The sequence below is a fragment of the Tateyamaria sp. LSS28 genome (assembly GCF_059611725.1).
In genome coordinates this window covers 630,345-642,500 of record NZ_JCAPFI010000002.1, presented here as the reverse complement: position 1 = coordinate 642,500, position 12,156 = coordinate 630,345, and the positions used below count along the sequence as shown (strand labels likewise).

Genomic DNA, 12,156 nt, shown 5'->3' with positions numbered 1-12,156 from the left:
CCGCAAGTGCTTTTTTGAAGAAAACGCATTTTTTTCCAAAAAACCTCATTTTCCTCGAAAAAACAGAGGGTTAAGCAATCAAATTTCGCGGACCTTGGGTCAGATCGGTATAAAATTACCCGCGCCCATGCGCTCCGTCATACGCCTGTCATCAACATATGGGGTTATCCACAGACCTATCCCCAAGACTCACCAGACTCAGTGGCCAGACTCGGGTGAATCGCAGCCGATTCAACCGAGCGAGTCGCCCGATTCACCGCTTCAGCACGCAGATTTTCTGAAAATTCCGTTCCCGACCGCCGATTCACACCCGACTCGCGACGCGGACCGCGCCCGATTCAGGGCAAAACACACCTCAGGCTGCTACTTTTCTGACCAAAGTAGGAACACGCAGCGCCAAAAGCGCCAAAATCACGCTCAGATACACTAGTGGCTCCAACTGAAACCCCTTGCTGAGCCAGACAAAGTGCACACCGGACAGAATCGCGACCGGATAAGTCAGCAGATGCAGCCGACGCCAGACAGCGCCCAGCCACCGCACGGATCTATTGTTCGACGTCAGCGCCAGCGGCAGCATCAGGATAAACGCGGCCATCCCTATTGTAATGTACGGGCGCTTGATGATGTCCGCCACGACCCGGTCAATGGACTGCACATCCAGCACCGCCCACACCAGCAGATGCAGCACGACATAAGTAAAGGCGAGCACACCCATGGTCCGTCTGAACTTGATCAGGTTCACGCCCATGAACCGGCGCAAAGGCGAAATGCACAAGCCGATGATCACAAGCTGCAGAGCGATCTCTCCGAGCTCACGCTCAAGGGCGTTGATAGGCTCACGGCCAAGCCCCCCAGTCTGTGCCATATATAGAAGTACGGGGACCGGGATCAGGTACACTATATACACTGCCCATGTGGGGACCTTGCGGGCCGCCTGATTGATCCGATCCACCAGCATCAGAAATTCGCGCGCAGGTCCATGCCTTCGTACAGGCTGGCCACGTCTTCTTCGTACCCGTTGAACATCAATGTTGGCTGTCGCTTGGCAAACAGGCCACCACCAACCATGCGCTCACTCGCCTGGCTCCAGCGCGGGTGATCCACTTCCGGGTTCACATTACTATAGAAGCCATACTCGCGCCCGTTCGCCTTGTTCCAGCTGGTGGGCGGCTCGTCTTCGGTGACGGTGATGCGCACAATCGACTTGATCGATTTGAACCCATACTTCCACGGCACCACCAAGCGGATCGGCGCTCCATTCTGGTTCGGGATTGGCTTGCCGTAGATTCCCGTCGCCATCATCGTCAGCGGATGCATCGCCTCGTCCAGACGCAGACCCTCAACATAAGGCCAGTCCAGAACGGGGAAGCGCACACCGGGCATCTCGTCCGGACGCAGGGCCGTTTCAAAGGCCACGTATTTCGCCTCCTCCTGCACACCGGCCAGGTTCAACAGGTCGGCCAGCTCAAAACCGTTCCACGGGATCACCATCGACCACGCCTCGACACAGCGGAAGCGGTAGATGCGTTCCTCGATGGTCATGGCCTCCATGATCTGACCCATGGAATAGTCGCCGGGATTGTCGACCAGCCCGTCGATGGCAACGGTCCACGGCTCGGTCGTCAGCGTATGCGCATTGCGCGCCGGATCGCTCTTGCCCGTCCCGAACTCGTAGAAGTTATTATACTGTGTGATGTCTTCCCAGGAATTGGGCTCAAGCTCGGCCTCCTGGCTGCGTGCCATGCCTGCCGCACCGATCAGTCCCAGACCCATTGCCCCCGCCATGATCTGCCGACGGTTCATATACGCCGCCAACGGCGTCGCGTCGGCGCGCGTGAGGGTGTTTTTCCAACGATGGGCCATTCAGGTGTCTCCTACGATTTCAAGCACCATGGCACATAGATGGGTCTGACCGGCTACCAAAATGATATTCGCTCACGCCCTTGTCACCGGGTTGTAACTCGGAGTGATTTCGTTCAGCGGCCGCGACCGGCCATCATCCTGCACGATGCGCACATGGCGGCGGCGCATCATCCGTGGCTCTGCCACGCCAACAGAGTGCGCAATGGTCTCAACCTCGTGGATGATTTCACGGGCATAGCGGGTCACCCGCTTTTCCTTGTCCTCGACCACCAGCCCCTTCTGGAACCGCTTGTCATGCGTGGTGATGCCGGTGGGACATGTATTCTTGTTGCACTTCAGCGCCTGAATGCAGCCCAGGCTGAACATGAAGCCGCGCGCGGTGGTGATGAAATCAGCGCCCGCCGCCAGCGCCCAGGCAATATCGCCCGGGTTCACCAGCTTGCCCGAGGCGACGATGCGAATGCGATCCTTCAGGCCCGCCTCGTCCCGCAAATCGACAACGGCAACCAGCGCCTCGCGGATCGACATGCCCACCAGATCGATCAGGGGCATGGGTGCCGCACCCGTTCCGCCCTCACCACCGTCTATTGTAATAAAGTCAGGCGCACAGGCCGCACCCCGCGCGTTGATCGCGGCAAACAGCTCGGCCACCGGGTGCTCTGCCCCCACAACGGTTTTGATCCCCACCGGCTTCCCGGTCACACCGCGGATGTGGCACACCAGATCCAGCAGATCATTCCAGTCATTCACCTCGGCATGGCGGTTTGGCGAAATCCCATCCTGACCAACACGCAGGCCGCGGATACCGGCAATCTCCTCCGTCACCTTGGCCCCGGGCAGGATCCCCCCCTTGCCCGGCTTGGCCCCCTGCGCCAGCTTGATCTCGAACATCCGCACCTGCTTGTGGGCCGCCACCTCGCGCAGCTTGTCGTCACTCAGGTTGCCCTCTTCATCGCGGACACCGAACTTGGCCGTGCCGATCTGAAAGACGATGTCGCAACCACCCTCAAGGTGATACTTGCTGATCCCGCCCTCGCCCGTGTTCATCCACACACCCGCCTCTTTCGCACCCCGGCTCAGGGCACGCACGGCCGGTTTGGAAATGGCGCCATAACTCATGCCGGAAATGTTGAAGAACGACCGCGCCGTGTAAGGTGTACGCGCGCCCTCACCAATCACCATGGGGGCGGTGCGGGCAAACTGATCCTCAAGCGGAGGGAAGGCCGCATTCACAAAGATCGGCGTACCGACAACATTCAGGTTGCGGGTCGATCCAAAGGCCACCGTGTTACTGACCCCCTCGCCCGCCCGCTTGATCCACTCACGCTGCGCCCGGTTGAACGGCAGCTCCTCGCGGTCCATGGCAAAGAAGTATTGGCGAAAGAACTCCCCCAAGGTCGAGAACAAATGCCGGAACCGCCCGATGACCGGATAATTCCGCCGGATCGCATCGTGGGTCTGGGCCCGGTCGATGACGAACATGACCAAAGCCACGGCAACCGCCAAACCAATAATGAAAAAGAAGCCGAGGACCAGAACCTCGAGCACAGACATTGCAAATCCCACGACACCATCCCTCTAAAGTTCCGCACACTGTGCAAAGCCCGGAACAAGGAAGCAAGCACAGGCGGGTTTCTGCCATGCTTAACAAAGTCGTGAGTGGAAATGTGAAGACGGCCCAGCTTAGGGGCTCAATGGCGCGTTTCAAGATAGTGTGGGAAAAATTTCCACGTGATCCATACACCGATATCACGCGTTTCCCTTTCGATGCCGCATGACGGGTATCGCAACCTATTAAGGGAGACACTCATATGTTCCGCAAGACACTTCTCGCCTCCGTCGCAATCGCCGCCGTTGCAACTGCCGCGTTCGCCGGTACAGCCAAAAAAGACATCGTCGACACAGCCGTCAGTGCAGGCTCCTTCGAAACACTCGTTGCCGCAGTCCAGGCCACCGGCCTGGTCGACACGCTGAAAGGCGAGGGTCCCTTCACCGTCTTCGCACCCACGGACGAAGCGTTCGCCGCCCTGCCCGAAGGCACAGTCGAAAGCCTGCTGCTGCCCGAGAACAAGGACCAGCTGACCGCCATCCTGACCTACCATGTTGTCCCGGGCAAAGTGATGTCGACCGATCTGCAGGACGACATGGAAGCCACCACCGTTCAGGGTGACGCCGTCACCATCGACCTCGACGACGGCGTAAAAGTCGACGAGGCCAATGTCGTCAGCGCCGACATCGAAACCTCGAACGGCGTGATCCACGTGATCGACAAGGTGATCCTGCCCGAAACAAGCAGCTAAACCAACGACGCGGGGTCCCCGGATCCCGCACCAGAACACCGGGGGCCCCACCGCACGGGGCCTCCACCCCAGACGCAACACCCCGGTTCCGGCCCCATACTGCACATTCGCAGCACATGAGGCCCAAGATGACCGACCCCCTCCATCACATCCCGCTCTCCCAGATCGACGCACACGCTTTGCCGCGCGACCGCGAAACGCACGACGCCGAGGCGCAAAACGAACTCGAAATGTCCATCCTCACCTCGGGCCTGCGCCAACCCATCGAAGTCTGGCACCTCAGCCAACCCCGCGACGGCCACCGCTACGGTCTGATCTCCGGCTTCCGCCGCCTCGCCGCCGCCCGCACGCTTGAGCATCAGACAATCCCCGCCTTCCTGCGAACCCCCAAGGACATTCCCGACGCGCTCGCCTGCATGGTGACGGAAAACGAAATCCGCGCCCAGATCAGCCCGTGGGAGAAAGGGCGGCTCATCCTCGACTGCGTCCGCTCCGATCTGTTCGACACCGAAGACGCCGCACTCAGCGCCCTGTTCGGCACGCTCTCGCGTCAGAAGAAAGCACGGCTGCGCAGCATCGTGCTGGTGGTGCAGGTCTTCGACGGGTCGCTTGCCACACCTGAACGGCTGTCGGTCGCACGCATCGAACGGCTGGCCTCGGCGCTCCGCGCCGGGTGGGAAGACCTCTTGTCTGACGCCCTCCGCACATCCCGCAGCGGCACGCTCAATGGCCAATGGGCAGCACTCGAACCGGTGATCACCGAAGCACTCAATCCACAAAGCGGAGACGCCGCCCCAAACACCCACAACGCCCCACGCCGGTCGATCAAATTCGCCCAAGGTCTGCAAATCCGCCGTGAACTCACGCGCTCCGGCTGGATTCTCCGCTTTTCAGGACCCGAGGCCAAGGTGCCGGGGCTGATGGACGACGTGATGGAAACGATCGAGCGTGTGTTTGGGCCAGCGCATTAAACCTGCGGCAAACACGGTTCATCGAAAACAGAGGGCGAGCAAAAGCTAAGCGTGCTCTTGAAGGTTGGCAAAACTTCAGTTCAGCCGACCCTGCACATTGTATCCGCACCTGCCCATCACTATTATATCAAGCGTAACTCCAACGGGACCCAGAACATGGATTGCACACTCGCCATTTGACCCCTCCACGGTTTCCAATAGCGAGCACTTTCCATGTCCCCTATCGTTCTGGCCGGCCTCAGCTGGCACACCCCGAACAACACACCTCTTTTCACCGATCTGAACTTGACATTCGGGTTTGGCCGGACGGGCCTTGTCGGGCGCAACGGGACCGGCAAGACAACGCTTCTGCGCCTGATTGCGGGCGAAATCACCCCTTCGTCCGGCACCATAACAAAGCCCCCAAAGGTCGGGTTCCTGCAACAAAACCCCGAGCAGCGCAAAGACGCGACCCTGTCCGACCTGTTCGGCGTGACGGACCAACTTGCCATTCTAGCCCGCGCCGAAAAAGGCGAAGCGACGGCAGATGATCTGGCAGATGCAGATTGGACACTCGAGGCGCGCTTGGGCGCCGCCTTGGGCAGCATGGGCCTGGACCAACCGCCAGAGACACCGCTTAATGCACTATCCGGCGGCCAACGCACCCGCGCAGGGCTCGCGGCACTCATGTTCGCGGAACCGGATGCGCTTTTGCTGGACGAACCAACCAACCACCTCGATCACCTTGGACGCACACAGGTGATCCATGCCCTGCGCACGTGGCAAGGCTGCGTCATCGTCGCAAGCCACGACCGCACCCTGCTGGCCGAGATGGACGCCATTGTCGAACTGACGACGCTTGGCGCACGCACCTATGGCGGCAACTACGCCGCCTATCGGGACATGAAAGCCGCCGAACTGGCAGCGGCAGAAACTGATCTGGCCCGCGCAGAACGCGCGGTGGCCGACACCCGGGCGCGGGTGCGGCTGGCGGCCGAACGCAAGGCCCGCACCGACCGGCAAGGCAGGCAGTTGCGCGCCTCAGGCAGCCAGTCAAAGCTCGTGCTCGACGCCGCGAAAGAACGCAGCGAAGGATCAGGCGCCTCCGCCGCCCGATTGCGCAACCGTCAAATGGACAAGGCAGACTCCACCCTCGAAGACGCACGCGAAGCACTCGAGGTTCTGCAACCTCTCACCATCGACATCCCGCCCTCCGGCTTGGTCGACGGGCGCAACGTCTTGCAGGTCGACAACCTGCACTTCGGATACCAACAGGATCGGCCCATCCTCACCGATGTGTCCCTCACCATCCGCGGCCCGGAACGCATTGCGATCACGGGCGCAAACGGCTCGGGCAAATCAACCTTGCTCGCCTGCATTCACGGCGATCTCCAGCCCCAAACCGGCTCCATCGCCCTCCATGTCCCGGTGGCGCTTCTCGATCAGGATCTCAGCCTGTTCGATCCAGAAGAAACGGTGCGCGACGCCTTCGCCCGCATCGACCCCGGGGCCAGCGAAAACACCCGGCGCGCCGCCCTCGCCCGCTTCCTCTTTCGGGGGGATGACGCCCACCAACGCATCGGCGCGCTCAGCGGCGGACAACGCCTGCGCGCCGGATTGGCCTGCACCCTCGGGCAAAGCCAGCCGCGCCAACTCCTCCTGCTGGACGAACCCAGCAATCACCTCGATATCGAAGCGGTCGAGACGTTGGAGGCCGCCCTCAGCGCATATGACGGCGCAATCCTTGTGGTCAGCCATGACCAGGAGTTTCTGGACCGGATTGGAATAGAGCGCAGGCTCACCTTGCCATGATCCCGCATCGCCAATACCGCGGGTCGCGCAAAGCGCAGGAAGCCGACATTGCAAAACTGCAAAGTTTAGAGTGGGCTTCTGGGCGATTCCGGCCCAAGGCTGCCATTGAATGTTTGCGATGATTGCCGCTTTGCAGCCTGTCAAATCGTCCAATTTCTATGCTTGCAATCGAAGTGCCTAATCGAACTCACATTCTAAGGGACAAATCTCAAGCGTTGTCACCTAACACGAATAACTCTTCATCTGGTCCGCAAGAAACCGAACATGAGCTCAGCTAACGTATCTGGGGCATCAACACATGGCAAATGGCCGGCCCCGGAGATCAAAGCAAAAGAACTGTTGGGAATGGTCGCGGCGAGCCCTTCGACGACATCTGGAGGCGTAATGGTGTCCTGATCGGAACCGATTACCAAAGTCGGCTGGTCAAGCTGTTTAGATGACTCTGACAGGTCTGCATGTGCTATCGCCTGGCAGCAGCCGATATACCCTTCGACACATCTATCTATCCGCCTTTGAACCAAAGCCTCTATCAGTGGCGATGAATCGAGAAACTCTTCAGAGAAAAGCCGCTCCAGCCCAGACATCGTGTTTTCCCGGGTGAAGCCAAAATCCCTTGCCTCTTCAGCGGCAGCCATCCAATCGTCGAAGTCGCCAATTTTTGTAGCTGTGTTGGAAAGCACAAGACGCTCGATCAGATCAGGGCAGAGCGACGCGATGGCTTGTGCGACCATTCCGCCAAAAGACATCCCGGCAAGACAACAGGCTCTCACCTCCAGATGTTCAACCAGGCGAATGACATCTGCTGCATAGTCTTCCACCTGATATGGCAGAGGCGGTGTATCGGACTTACCGTGACCTCTCAGATCCAGACTGATCAGCCGGTATCCGACAGGTGCCAGCGATATGACATCTTGCCAGATCTCCTGATCAAACGACATCGCATGGATGAACACCACCGGCACGCCCGTGTAATCACCCACATCCCGATAGGCCAGGTTCCCCCACTCCATGTGTAAACTGCTTTGCATCTTGCCTTGGTCCATTCTGCGCTCACGTTCGTTGACGGCAACTATAATCATGGATATTTATTGTCTACGAATCATGAAGAGGCCAACATGAAACTAAGCGACGGGGTTGAGCAAGCCATCCACTCGGTGGCGATGCTGGCGTCTCTTGAGGATGATCAGGTGCTCTCGGCAGCGGCTCTTGCCGAGTTTCACGGGGTCTCGCAAAGCTATCTATTGAAACATCTTCAGGCTCTGTCGGGCGCGGGTATCCTAGGCACCATTCCCGGTCCCAAAGGCGGGTATCACCTTGCGCGATCGCCAGACGAGATTTCCCTTCTCGACGTTGTCTTGGCGGTTGAGGGGGCCGACCCCGCTTTCCGCTGCAAGGAAATCCGCCGCAACGGACCAAATCCGGTGGCAGATGGTTTTTTCACCGCCCCCTGTCAGATCAGTGCTGCGATGCTGCGGGCAGAGCGGTCGTATCGGGCAGAACTCAGGAAGGTGACAATTGCCCACCTCTTGGCCGAAGTCCAGCGAGACGATGATGGCACACTGGCGGCAAGAAGCTGTGCGTTTCTCGATGCCAATGTCCGGATCAATGGACAAAGCCGCACAAAGTAACGCTGCAAAACGGATGAGGGCCGTCGCCAGGACAATGCAAAACCCAGAACTCATCAGCATGAAGAGGAACACATAATGGAACCCCGTATCGACTATATGAATGTCTCACCCGACGCCTTCCAGGCAGTCTGGGGGCTTGAAAAGTTTGTGTCACAGAAAGCCGGGATCGAACCCCGTTTGCTGTACCTCCTCAAGATCCGCGCCTCACAGATCAACGGCTGTGCCTTCTGCATCGACATGCATGTCAAAGAGGCGCGCCAGAACGGCATCGGGGATCAGTGGCTATCACTCATCCCGGCATGGAAAGAGTCGCCCGTCTACAATGAAAAAGAGCGCGCAGTTCTGGCCTGGACCGAGTCTCTGACAAATGTTGCGCAAACAGGGGCTCCAGATGGTGACTTTTCTGTGTTGAGGCCGCATTTCTCTGACGAAGAGATCGTCAAACTCACCGTTGCTATCGGAACCATAAACATCTGGAACCGGATGGCCGTGGGTTTCCGCTCTCAGCACGAAGTCGATCCGACCAATTGATACCCTTCTCACGTAACTCATGCGCCGCTCGCGGGCGGCGCACAGCCCAGCGAAGTATCTGAATGCTAAAGAGCGTATGCCCCATTTTTCCCAGTTCTGATTTCAGCAGAACTTACGCATTCTATAACAAGTTGGGTTTTCAGGAGGTCGCTAGATTTGAGGAGCATGGTTACATGATCCTTGCCCGCGACCGTGTAGAAGATGCCAACGCTTTGTCGGCTGAATTCGAGCCGCTGAAACTCGCTGATCAAGGTGCCCCCAGCTTTGCCAGAGCAGAGGAGAAGCCCTGGGGCGTTTGTGAACTGGTGATTGTTGATCCAGACGACAACCTTTTGCGCATGGGGCACATTTCCTCTGAGACCTGATTTCTCAGATGTCGCCTTCCCAGCTCCAAAACACCGCCCTATTCCCCCCAAAGTAATTTCGGCGTCCCACCTCCCTTTCTAGGCTCCCCTTGTTCATCCGACATCCGACCTCGCGTGAGGGAGGCCCTGTCGGGGAGGATTAGAACAAAGGCAAGCTAGAAGGAATTGATGGATGCCAAACTGCAAACTCGCCTCGACAAAAATGAGCAGCTATGGTCTCGCAGCCCGCGTTGTTCTTGAAGAGAAAGGCGTGGAATATGAGCGTGTTGTCATCGAAGCCGACACACTGAAATCCCGAGAGCACATCGCTGATGTACACCCGTTCGGAAAGGTGCCGGTGCTCTTTCATGGCGATTTCCACCTTTATGAGACTGTAGCCATCGCACGCTATGTGGATGAGGCCTTTGAAGGCCCTGCTCTGCAACCAACGGACGTCAAAGATCGCGCGCTGATGCAGAAATGGATCAACATCACAGGCCAGTACATCTACCCGGCTGTCATTGGTGATCTGGTAATGCAACGGCTTGCGCCCAAGATCGGCGTCTTTGGTGGTGTCACGGACGAGGTTGTTGTGTCGGCTTCCGTCCCGATCATCGCGCACCAGTTAGACTTGGTTGAACAGGTGCTGGCAGGCGGCGCGCCTTACCTCGCGGGTGATTTTTCACTTGCAGACATCATGGTCGCGACGATGTTGCAATATATCGGCCTGACACCAGAAAGCGAGGAACTCTTCGGTGGCCACGGGGCGGTCCATGATTGGATCCAGCGGGTCACGACACGTCCGAGTTACTCGGCGGCCGCTTATGATTTGAGGCTCTGAACTCCGCAGGTGACAGCCACGATTGTCACCCGCCAATACGCCGTTCGGACTGACTACGTCTCCTAACGGAGCACCCGTGCCGGGTTGCCAACCACAACCTGGCCAGGGGTGACATCTTTCGTGACAACGCTGCCTGCGCCGACAACAGCGCCTTCGCCAATGGTAACGCCTGCCAGAATGATCGCCCCACCCCCAATCCAGACGCGCCGACTGATGTGCACCGGACGCGCGATCTCCAGACCCTCGACACTCCGTTTGACAGCGTCCTTATGATGTTCAGCACAGTAGATTTGTACGTTTGGCCCAAGCTGGCATTGGTCTTCGACAGTGACTGGCGCGCAGTCAAGGATCGTGCAGCCTGCATTGAGGAATACATCCTGCCCAAGGGTGATGTTGATGCCGTAGGCACAGTGAAACGGTGCCTCAATGATCGCCCGATCAGTGCCAATCAGCTGTGCAAGCAATGGACCCATGGTCTTGCGTTGATCTGGTGGCAGGTGATTGTGTTCGAACACCGCGGCACGCGCCTGTTCGCGCAAACCTTCGAGCTCTTCATCAAGGCAGGTATACCACTCCCCTGCTTCCATCTTCTGGCGTTCTGACTTCATAAATGTTCCCTTGGCAAAACCAGCCTACAAGGGCCTCGTCACTTTCCCAAGACGCGCCAACACCTCGGGCCCAATCGCGTAGTGCGCAATTGCATCCTTGTGATCCACAAGGCCATTCAATTCGCGCTGGACGAAGTACTGATACACGGCCTCTGCGGCTGCGTTTAGCCTCTCCGCATCGCCGGGGGCCTCAGGAGCCATTGCTTGTAAGGCCGCCATCGCCTCTGCAACTTTACGGCCCGCGATGCCGAGTGATGCCGCCTGTTCCGCGACCAACTCAGCGTGAAGGACAGGGGTTACTAAGTTCTGCATCAGGCCACCTCGAAAATCTTTGGGCATGCGCAGTGACATCAATTCCTCCGTTTCCGACTTGGTCGCCCATGGTGACACACATTCGGTTATTCGAAACGCTTAAACCAAGCCCGTGTTTGCTCATCCGCGGGGAGCAGGGTTTCGATCCGCAGATCATCCAGCGTCGCGTCCATGCTCATGCCGATTGTGGCAATGAGCGAAAACAGCTTCAGTTCCGCACCATCGATAAGAAACTCGATAGAAAGAACTGGCGCCGGATGTTCTTTGGGGCGCTCATCAATCGCTTCGGCAACACCAGGAAGTGACTTCAGCTCTTCCAATAGCTCTTTGCCGTCCTCGTCGTGCGGCCGTCGCGCAACCTCTAGGTCGAGCAATCGAAACAGCGCGCGGGTCACCTCTGACCAGTTCCGGATGTTGTTGCGCAGAACGCCAGGCGAGAACAGATCCCGAAGCAAGTTCGGCTGGCCCGTTCCACCAACTACTGCAAAGAACTTTTGTGCGCTTTGGTTGGCCTTTTGTAGGTTCCAGATCCGGTCAATGGAAACGGCTGGATAGGGCTCATGGCTCATCAGCACATGGCCGATGGACGCGTCGACTGCCGCGCGAACGTCGGCATTCCAACTTGCATCGGTGGACTGTGGGGCAAACCCCGCCGACACCAGCATGACATCATGTTCCGCCGCCGGCATCTCAAGGGCTTCACAAATCTGCCTGACTGCATACCGACTGGGCTTGGAGCGGCCGGTTTCGAGAAAGCTGATATGGCGTTGTGACATGCCAGCATCCATCGCCAGATCAAGTTGACTTACGTGCCGTCTGTTCCGCCAGGATTTGAGCAGCGGTCCAAAGGCATCCTGTGGTCTGTTCATCAGAATTGTCATGCCTCCTTTTCGCAGAACGCTTCCGTCTTTCCTATTACCTGGGGCGTAATTGAGACGCATGCAGCGTGGTGGGAAGGATGGTCCCA

The 12,156-nt window shown here is 58.3% G+C and carries 14 protein-coding genes; 7 read left to right on the top strand and 7 right to left on the bottom strand.

What is annotated here, in order from left to right:
* Nucleotides 1-355: 355 nt before the first annotated feature.
* From msrQ to AC53L6_RS07725, 3 genes are all read right to left on the bottom strand, one after another.
* The gene (gene msrQ / locus AC53L6_RS07735; protein WP_496907428.1) at nucleotides 356-958 is read right to left on the bottom strand and encodes a protein-methionine-sulfoxide reductase heme-binding subunit MsrQ; all 603 of its coding nucleotides are present in this window, start codon (nucleotides 956-958) and stop codon (nucleotides 356-358) included.
* The gene (msrP, locus tag AC53L6_RS07730) at nucleotides 958-1,863 is read right to left on the bottom strand and encodes a protein-methionine-sulfoxide reductase catalytic subunit MsrP (RefSeq protein WP_496907427.1); all 906 of its coding nucleotides are present in this window, start codon (nucleotides 1,861-1,863) and stop codon (nucleotides 958-960) included. Before msrP ends, msrQ begins: the two co-directional genes overlap by 1 nt.
* 72 nt (nucleotides 1,864-1,935) lie before the next feature.
* Nucleotides 1,936-3,429, bottom strand: coding sequence for an FMN-binding glutamate synthase family protein (locus AC53L6_RS07725; protein ID WP_496907426.1), 1,494 nt, complete (start codon nucleotides 3,427-3,429; stop codon nucleotides 1,936-1,938).
* Between the two features lie 245 nt (nucleotides 3,430-3,674).
* Here AC53L6_RS07725 and AC53L6_RS07720 point away from each other — a divergent pair, with 245 nt between their 5' ends.
* The 3 genes from AC53L6_RS07720 to AC53L6_RS07710 all read left to right on the top strand — a co-directional run bounded on the left by AC53L6_RS07720 (nucleotide 3,675) and on the right by AC53L6_RS07710 (nucleotide 6,925).
* Nucleotides 3,675-4,163: a fasciclin domain-containing protein gene (locus AC53L6_RS07720; RefSeq protein ID WP_496907425.1), complete on the top strand. Its 489-nt coding sequence runs from the start codon at nucleotides 3,675-3,677 to the stop codon at nucleotides 4,161-4,163.
* A gap of 128 nt (nucleotides 4,164-4,291) precedes the next feature.
* A complete protein-coding gene (locus AC53L6_RS07715) occupies nucleotides 4,292-5,134 on the top strand; it encodes a ParB/RepB/Spo0J family partition protein (RefSeq protein WP_496907424.1) in 843 nt (280 codons plus the stop codon).
* Between the two features lie 213 nt (nucleotides 5,135-5,347).
* On the top strand, nucleotides 5,348-6,925 hold the full coding sequence (locus AC53L6_RS07710) for an ABC-F family ATP-binding cassette domain-containing protein (RefSeq protein ID WP_496907423.1): 1,578 nt from the start codon (nucleotides 5,348-5,350) through the stop codon (nucleotides 6,923-6,925).
* 239 nt (nucleotides 6,926-7,164) lie between these two features.
* Here AC53L6_RS07710 and AC53L6_RS07705 read toward each other — a convergent pair whose 3' ends face one another.
* Complete coding sequence (locus tag AC53L6_RS07705; RefSeq protein ID WP_496907422.1) at nucleotides 7,165-8,004, bottom strand: alpha/beta fold hydrolase; 840 nt, start codon at nucleotides 8,002-8,004, stop codon at nucleotides 7,165-7,167.
* A 36-nt stretch (nucleotides 8,005-8,040) separates the two neighbouring features.
* Between AC53L6_RS07705 and AC53L6_RS07700 the strand changes: the two genes are divergently transcribed.
* From AC53L6_RS07700 to AC53L6_RS07685, 4 genes are all read left to right on the top strand, one after another.
* Nucleotides 8,041-8,553: an RrF2 family transcriptional regulator gene (locus AC53L6_RS07700; protein WP_496907421.1), complete on the top strand. Its 513-nt coding sequence runs from the start codon at nucleotides 8,041-8,043 to the stop codon at nucleotides 8,551-8,553.
* A 75-nt stretch (nucleotides 8,554-8,628) separates the two neighbouring features.
* Nucleotides 8,629-9,084, top strand: coding sequence for a carboxymuconolactone decarboxylase family protein (locus AC53L6_RS07695; RefSeq protein WP_496907420.1), 456 nt, complete (start codon nucleotides 8,629-8,631; stop codon nucleotides 9,082-9,084).
* A 173-nt stretch (nucleotides 9,085-9,257) separates the two neighbouring features.
* Nucleotides 9,258-9,449, top strand: coding sequence for a VOC family protein (locus AC53L6_RS07690; protein ID WP_496907419.1), 192 nt, complete (start codon nucleotides 9,258-9,260; stop codon nucleotides 9,447-9,449).
* 172 nt (nucleotides 9,450-9,621) lie between these two features.
* Nucleotides 9,622-10,269, top strand: coding sequence for a glutathione S-transferase family protein (locus AC53L6_RS07685; protein WP_496907418.1), 648 nt, complete (start codon nucleotides 9,622-9,624; stop codon nucleotides 10,267-10,269).
* A gap of 62 nt (nucleotides 10,270-10,331) precedes the next feature.
* Here AC53L6_RS07685 and AC53L6_RS07680 read toward each other — a convergent pair whose 3' ends face one another.
* Genes AC53L6_RS07680 through AC53L6_RS07670 form a run of 3 tightly spaced genes read right to left on the bottom strand, consistent with a single transcriptional unit; the run spans nucleotide 10,332 to nucleotide 12,058 of the window.
* Nucleotides 10,332-10,877 carry a sugar O-acetyltransferase gene (locus tag AC53L6_RS07680; RefSeq protein ID WP_496907417.1) on the bottom strand — a complete coding sequence of 182 codons (546 nt, stop codon included), beginning with the start codon at nucleotides 10,875-10,877 and terminating at the stop codon, nucleotides 10,332-10,334.
* Nucleotides 10,878-10,901: 24 nt separating this feature from the next.
* On the bottom strand, nucleotides 10,902-11,228 hold the full coding sequence (locus AC53L6_RS07675) for a DUF6665 family protein (RefSeq protein WP_496907416.1): 327 nt from the start codon (nucleotides 11,226-11,228) through the stop codon (nucleotides 10,902-10,904).
* A gap of 47 nt (nucleotides 11,229-11,275) precedes the next feature.
* A complete protein-coding gene (locus tag AC53L6_RS07670; protein WP_496907415.1) occupies nucleotides 11,276-12,058 on the bottom strand; it encodes a helix-turn-helix domain-containing protein in 783 nt (260 codons plus the stop codon).
* Between the last annotated feature and the right edge of the window lie 98 nt (nucleotides 12,059-12,156).

What these genes read in the sequence shown, in the direction of transcription:
- msrQ (WP_496907428.1), bottom strand. Translation starts at nt 958, where the DNA reads ATGCTGGTGGATCGGATCAATCAGGCGGCCCGCAAGGTCCCCACATGG.
- msrP (WP_496907427.1), bottom strand. Translation starts at nt 1,863, where the DNA reads ATGGCCCATCGTTGGAAAAACACCCTCACGCGCGCCGACGCGACGCCG.
- AC53L6_RS07720 (WP_496907425.1), top strand. Translation starts at nt 3,675, where the DNA reads ATGTTCCGCAAGACACTTCTCGCCTCCGTCGCAATCGCCGCCGTTGCA.
- AC53L6_RS07715 (WP_496907424.1), top strand. Translation starts at nt 4,292, where the DNA reads ATGACCGACCCCCTCCATCACATCCCGCTCTCCCAGATCGACGCACAC.
- AC53L6_RS07710 (WP_496907423.1), top strand. Translation starts at nt 5,348, where the DNA reads ATGTCCCCTATCGTTCTGGCCGGCCTCAGCTGGCACACCCCGAACAAC.
- AC53L6_RS07705 (WP_496907422.1), bottom strand. Translation starts at nt 8,004, where the DNA reads ATGATTATAGTTGCCGTCAACGAACGTGAGCGCAGAATGGACCAAGGC.
- AC53L6_RS07700 (WP_496907421.1), top strand. Translation starts at nt 8,041, where the DNA reads ATGAAACTAAGCGACGGGGTTGAGCAAGCCATCCACTCGGTGGCGATG.
- AC53L6_RS07695 (WP_496907420.1), top strand. Translation starts at nt 8,629, where the DNA reads ATGGAACCCCGTATCGACTATATGAATGTCTCACCCGACGCCTTCCAG.
- AC53L6_RS07690 (WP_496907419.1), top strand. Translation starts at nt 9,258, where the DNA reads ATGATCCTTGCCCGCGACCGTGTAGAAGATGCCAACGCTTTGTCGGCT.
- AC53L6_RS07685 (WP_496907418.1), top strand. Translation starts at nt 9,622, where the DNA reads ATGCCAAACTGCAAACTCGCCTCGACAAAAATGAGCAGCTATGGTCTC.
- AC53L6_RS07680 (WP_496907417.1), bottom strand. Translation starts at nt 10,877, where the DNA reads ATGAAGTCAGAACGCCAGAAGATGGAAGCAGGGGAGTGGTATACCTGC.
- AC53L6_RS07675 (WP_496907416.1), bottom strand. Translation starts at nt 11,228, where the DNA reads ATGTCACTGCGCATGCCCAAAGATTTTCGAGGTGGCCTGATGCAGAAC.
- AC53L6_RS07670 (WP_496907415.1), bottom strand. Translation starts at nt 12,058, where the DNA reads ATGAACAGACCACAGGATGCCTTTGGACCGCTGCTCAAATCCTGGCGG.